Genomic DNA, 3,000 nt, shown 5'->3' on the forward strand with positions numbered 1-3,000 from the left:
CCTGTTCGCGGATCCCGGAAATAGGGAATTTCGGGGTATTGTACTGTATAGGGTGTTTTTAACTGTAGCTCTTCAAAGGCGCTGCATCCCACCAATCTCCCTTTGGCTAATTGTAAGAGATCGTTCTGGTACATAACAAAATTATGTTCATGCCCCCATATCCATGCAGCAATTTTAGTTTGGAAATACGGCAGGAATGTTTCATAAAGAGAGGGATTCAGGTAAGGCATATTCCCGTACCTGGAAAGGGACCCGTTAATTTTTGCATGCGCTGAAAATAGCTGGTGATGCGATAATAATATCGTTGCTCCGTTAAAGTTATTCAGCTTATCCTGGTGCCATGCTATTTCATTCGGCTGCAGCCAGGTGCTTGCATAGGTAGTATCAAGCTGGTTCATAGGGTTTGCATCATTAAGACCGGTATCCATTCCCAGGAACTGCCAGCCCTGGTCTTCCGTACGCAAACAAAAGTAGCTGGCCGGTTGCAGGGCAGCGGAACCAAGGGAGGAATTTAATTTGCTTACCATGTCGTAGTATCCCCATCCCATGGCATAATAGTCGTGATTACCCGGAATGCTGAATACCGGTACCCGTGCGGCTCCTGCTATTTCAAAGGCCTCATCAATGGTGCGGGAGAAATTGTCAATACATTCGTCCGGTGTGCCTGAATAGTAAATATCCCCCAGGTGAATAATGGCTGCAGGGCTGTGTTGCTTTATAATATCCACCAAAAGGGCCCTGGCATCATTCAGGCCGGTTCCCCAGTCTCCGATAATAGCAACCTTGGCATCATTGGGTAAATTATACCCCTGGCCATTATTATTCTCTCCGATCACACCGAATGTTTGTATGTTCCGGCCTAATAGCTTCCAGTCATTATACGCGAACTTACCTTCATATCGCGTATAATATTCAAGATAGATAGCGGGACATTTTAAAAATCCAGGATCCCAGTCGCTGAAATACCGGTATTTATCTTCTATTGCTGCTGCTCTTTCCGTATCGCCTTCCACCAGGCAAAGCGCATATTGCAGGCCCAGGTGCGACAGGTACATGGAACATTGTTCCAGGTCATCCATATCCAGCTGATCTTCATCAGGAGGTGTTCCTTTGGCTGCAGCTTCAACATGGGCAGCAGCAGCCTTTACCATCGGATGCTTTAATAACTGGTTCCGGGAGATGTTTTCACCGGCTGCTTTTAATTGGGTGCAGGCATACTCTGAGACTACAGATTGCCATAGGGACAGCTGTCCATTGTGCACACGCACAAAATTTAGTGAATTCATAAAATGGTTTTGAGGGATTGTGAAATTTATGTTGATCGTAAAAATAGAGGCTACCTGGGCATAGGGGAGTAATTATACGTGTGCCACACCTCAAAGGTGTGGCACACATTTATCTTTATTGTACATTCTTAAACATCACCGGCGCATTGCCATACAGGGGCGTTTTTCCATCCCACTTTTCAATGAATTGCTGCTGGATAAGCAAAGGTGTAAGCGATTGCTGCCGCAGCTGGTTGGCCTTTGCTTCTGCTTCGGCCTGCACTACCAGCTTACGGGCATTGGCCTCTGTTACGCGCAGCTCATTCTCAACCTGCATAGCCTGTTGCACCGCGCGGTTTTTAGCATCAATCGCCTGCGTAATACTTTCCGGATAAGTAATGCCGGAGGTAAGCTGTTCCAGGTCAAAGCCTTCCTTATTCAGTTCGGTCAGCAGCTGGGTTTGCACCGCATTTTCAAAACCTTCCCGGTTGCTGATCATGCTGTCGGTGGAGTATTTATTGAACTGGATGCGGAATGCATTGCGCACGTAATTATATAAAGTGGTTCTTGTGATCTCTCCAATATCTTTCCTGTACTTTTTAAAGATCTCAGGCGAGTGGCCGGTAATAACCTTAAAAGTAATAGTGGGATCCACGCTGAATACGGAGCCGTCTTTTGCATTCACTGAGAACGGTTCATAGTCTGCTGTTTGCACAAAAACCGGGAACTGGTGAATGTCCTCAGTAAAAGGGTTATACCATACGCGCCCGGTTACCAGGGATATATCCTGTACGCCCTTACCGGTACCATATTGCTTTACTTTTATGCCTTCGTAACCGGCATCTATACGTGTGCAGGATGAGCAACAGGCCAGGGTTAGCACAAATGCGGTCAATACAGTAATGATAATGCCTTTAATTTTCATTGTCGGATCTTTGATTTTAGGAGTTTGAACAATAAGTAATGTGAGAAAGCGGTGATACAGATCAGCAGCACACCCAGAAAAACCGAAATATCGCTGGGAGCGGAAAGCAGTGCAGTGCATTTGGTCCAGAGATACAGATCAAGCAGGATCAGTACAGGAATAAGGAATAACAGATATTTCATTAAGGGATCACCCTGTTTTTTATCAAAAATAGGTGATTACCGGGGATTTTCTATAACAAGAAAGTGTTGGTTTTAACAGTGGTCCGGCAGTGGTATATCATTCACCGCCACCAGCTTATCCAGTCTTATTGTCAACCCGTTATCCAGCCGCATATATTCCACCTTAAACGCGGTGTACACATCTTCAATAATAGCTGAAACTTCTTGCTGGTGTTCATCTTCATCCCGGTACAGGATGCGGCAAACGGCACGCAGGGTGGCCCAGGCTTCCAGGCGGTCGTAGTAGTTGCAGTCAATGGGCTGGTATGGTTGTTCCGGTGTTTGCATAACTTATTTTTAAAGTTAAATGTTGTAAGCCGGTTTTACAAATAAAGAGTAGATTACTATCTTAACAAATGATGAATAACGATCACACCAGGATAATTCACAGGAGAACGCCGGAATCATCGGCTATGGTAGCAAACGTTAAACGGGCAATGGCAATCACCGCCAAACTTAACCGTTTAACATACGACGATACCGATGAAATACGGTCTTTGTTCAGTGAGCTTACAGGCAAAGAGGTAGACGGTAACTTTTCACTAATTCCGCCATTTTATACTGCCGGCGGAGCCGAGATCCGCGTTGG

The 3,000-nt window shown here is 45.6% G+C and carries 3 protein-coding genes; all 3 read right to left on the minus strand.

Going from position 1 to position 3,000, the window contains the following annotated elements:
- Positions 1-1,286: metallophosphoesterase (locus VIM87_RS22030; protein ID WP_331999098.1), on the minus strand; the 1,286-nt coding region annotated here is incomplete at its 3' end.
- Positions 1,287-1,401: 115 nt separating this feature from the next.
- Positions 1,402-2,190, minus strand: coding sequence for an SPFH domain-containing protein (locus tag VIM87_RS22035; RefSeq protein WP_331999099.1), 789 nt, complete (start codon positions 2,188-2,190; stop codon positions 1,402-1,404).
- A 254-nt stretch (positions 2,191-2,444) separates the two neighbouring features.
- Positions 2,445-2,699, minus strand: a complete 255-nt coding sequence (locus VIM87_RS22040) for a hypothetical protein (RefSeq protein ID WP_331999100.1) — start codon at positions 2,697-2,699, stop codon at positions 2,445-2,447.
- Between the last annotated feature and the right edge of the window lie 301 nt (positions 2,700-3,000).

It is taken from the genome of Chitinophaga sp., from assembly GCF_036569125.1.
Lineage (GTDB): Bacteria > Bacteroidota > Bacteroidia > Chitinophagales > Chitinophagaceae > Chitinophaga.